Source organism: Exiguobacterium sp. KRL4, from assembly GCF_001870785.1.
Classification (GTDB): Bacteria; Bacillota; Bacilli; order Exiguobacteriales; family Exiguobacteriaceae; genus Exiguobacterium_A.
In genome coordinates, this window is record NZ_MOLV01000021.1 from 1 (window position 1) to 811 (window position 811).

Sequence of the window (811 nt, forward strand, 5' to 3'; positions counted from 1 at the left end):
AGCCTAACTAAGATGCTTCCCTTGGTGACCAGGGTTATGGGGAACGCAAAAAGAAGTTCTGTGAACGGACGAAGGTGACGCTCGAAAAAGGAGTCCGTATCCTCGAAAAGTTACGCGAGACATGGTCCCCTGAACAGATTGCCGGACGATTATTCCAAGAAGAAGGACTCTCGTTCAAGACAATTTATCGCTGGATCTATACGGGCCTCGTCGAGGCCGATTCTGGACTCCTTCGACAAAAGGGAAAGCGTCAGAAACCACGTGAGACGCGTGGACGCTTTAACGTCGGACTGCCAATCAGTAAACGTCCGTCTGACGTCAAAGGGCGCCAAACGTTCGGACATTGGGAGCTTGATACTGTTGTCTCGGGTAGAGGGAAATCCAAAGCCTGTGTCGCAACGTTCGTCGAGCGAAAGAGCCGTTTTTATCTCGCTGTACCGATGGAAGATCGGTCCGCTCAATCGATGGAGTCTGCGATTCAAGCATTGCATCTTTACTTCCCGTTGGGAACGTTCCAAACTGCGACGACAGATCGTGGAAAAGAGTTTAGCTGTCATGAACGAATTCGTGACACGTTAGGCGTACCGATGTATTTTGCGGATCCGTATTCTTCTTGGCAGCGTGGGAGTAACGAGAACGCCAATGGTCTTCTCCGTGAATTTTTCCCGAAGGGGACAGATTTCGGAAAGGTCAGTCGTTCTGAACTCGCTCAAGCGCTCGCCTGGATCAATGGGAGACCGCGAAAATGTCTCAACTGGAAAACTGCATACGAGGTCTTCACGGAAGAAGTGTTGCACTTAATTTGACAAAA

Annotated in this window: 1 pseudogene; it reads left to right on the forward strand. The window is 49.9% G+C overall.

Annotated elements, in window-relative coordinates:
* Nucleotides 1-14: 14 nt before the first annotated feature.
* A pseudogene (locus tag BLD48_RS12545) lies at nt 15-806 on the forward strand (IS30 family transposase); the annotation flags it as partial.
* Between the last annotated feature and the right edge of the window lie 5 nt (nt 807-811).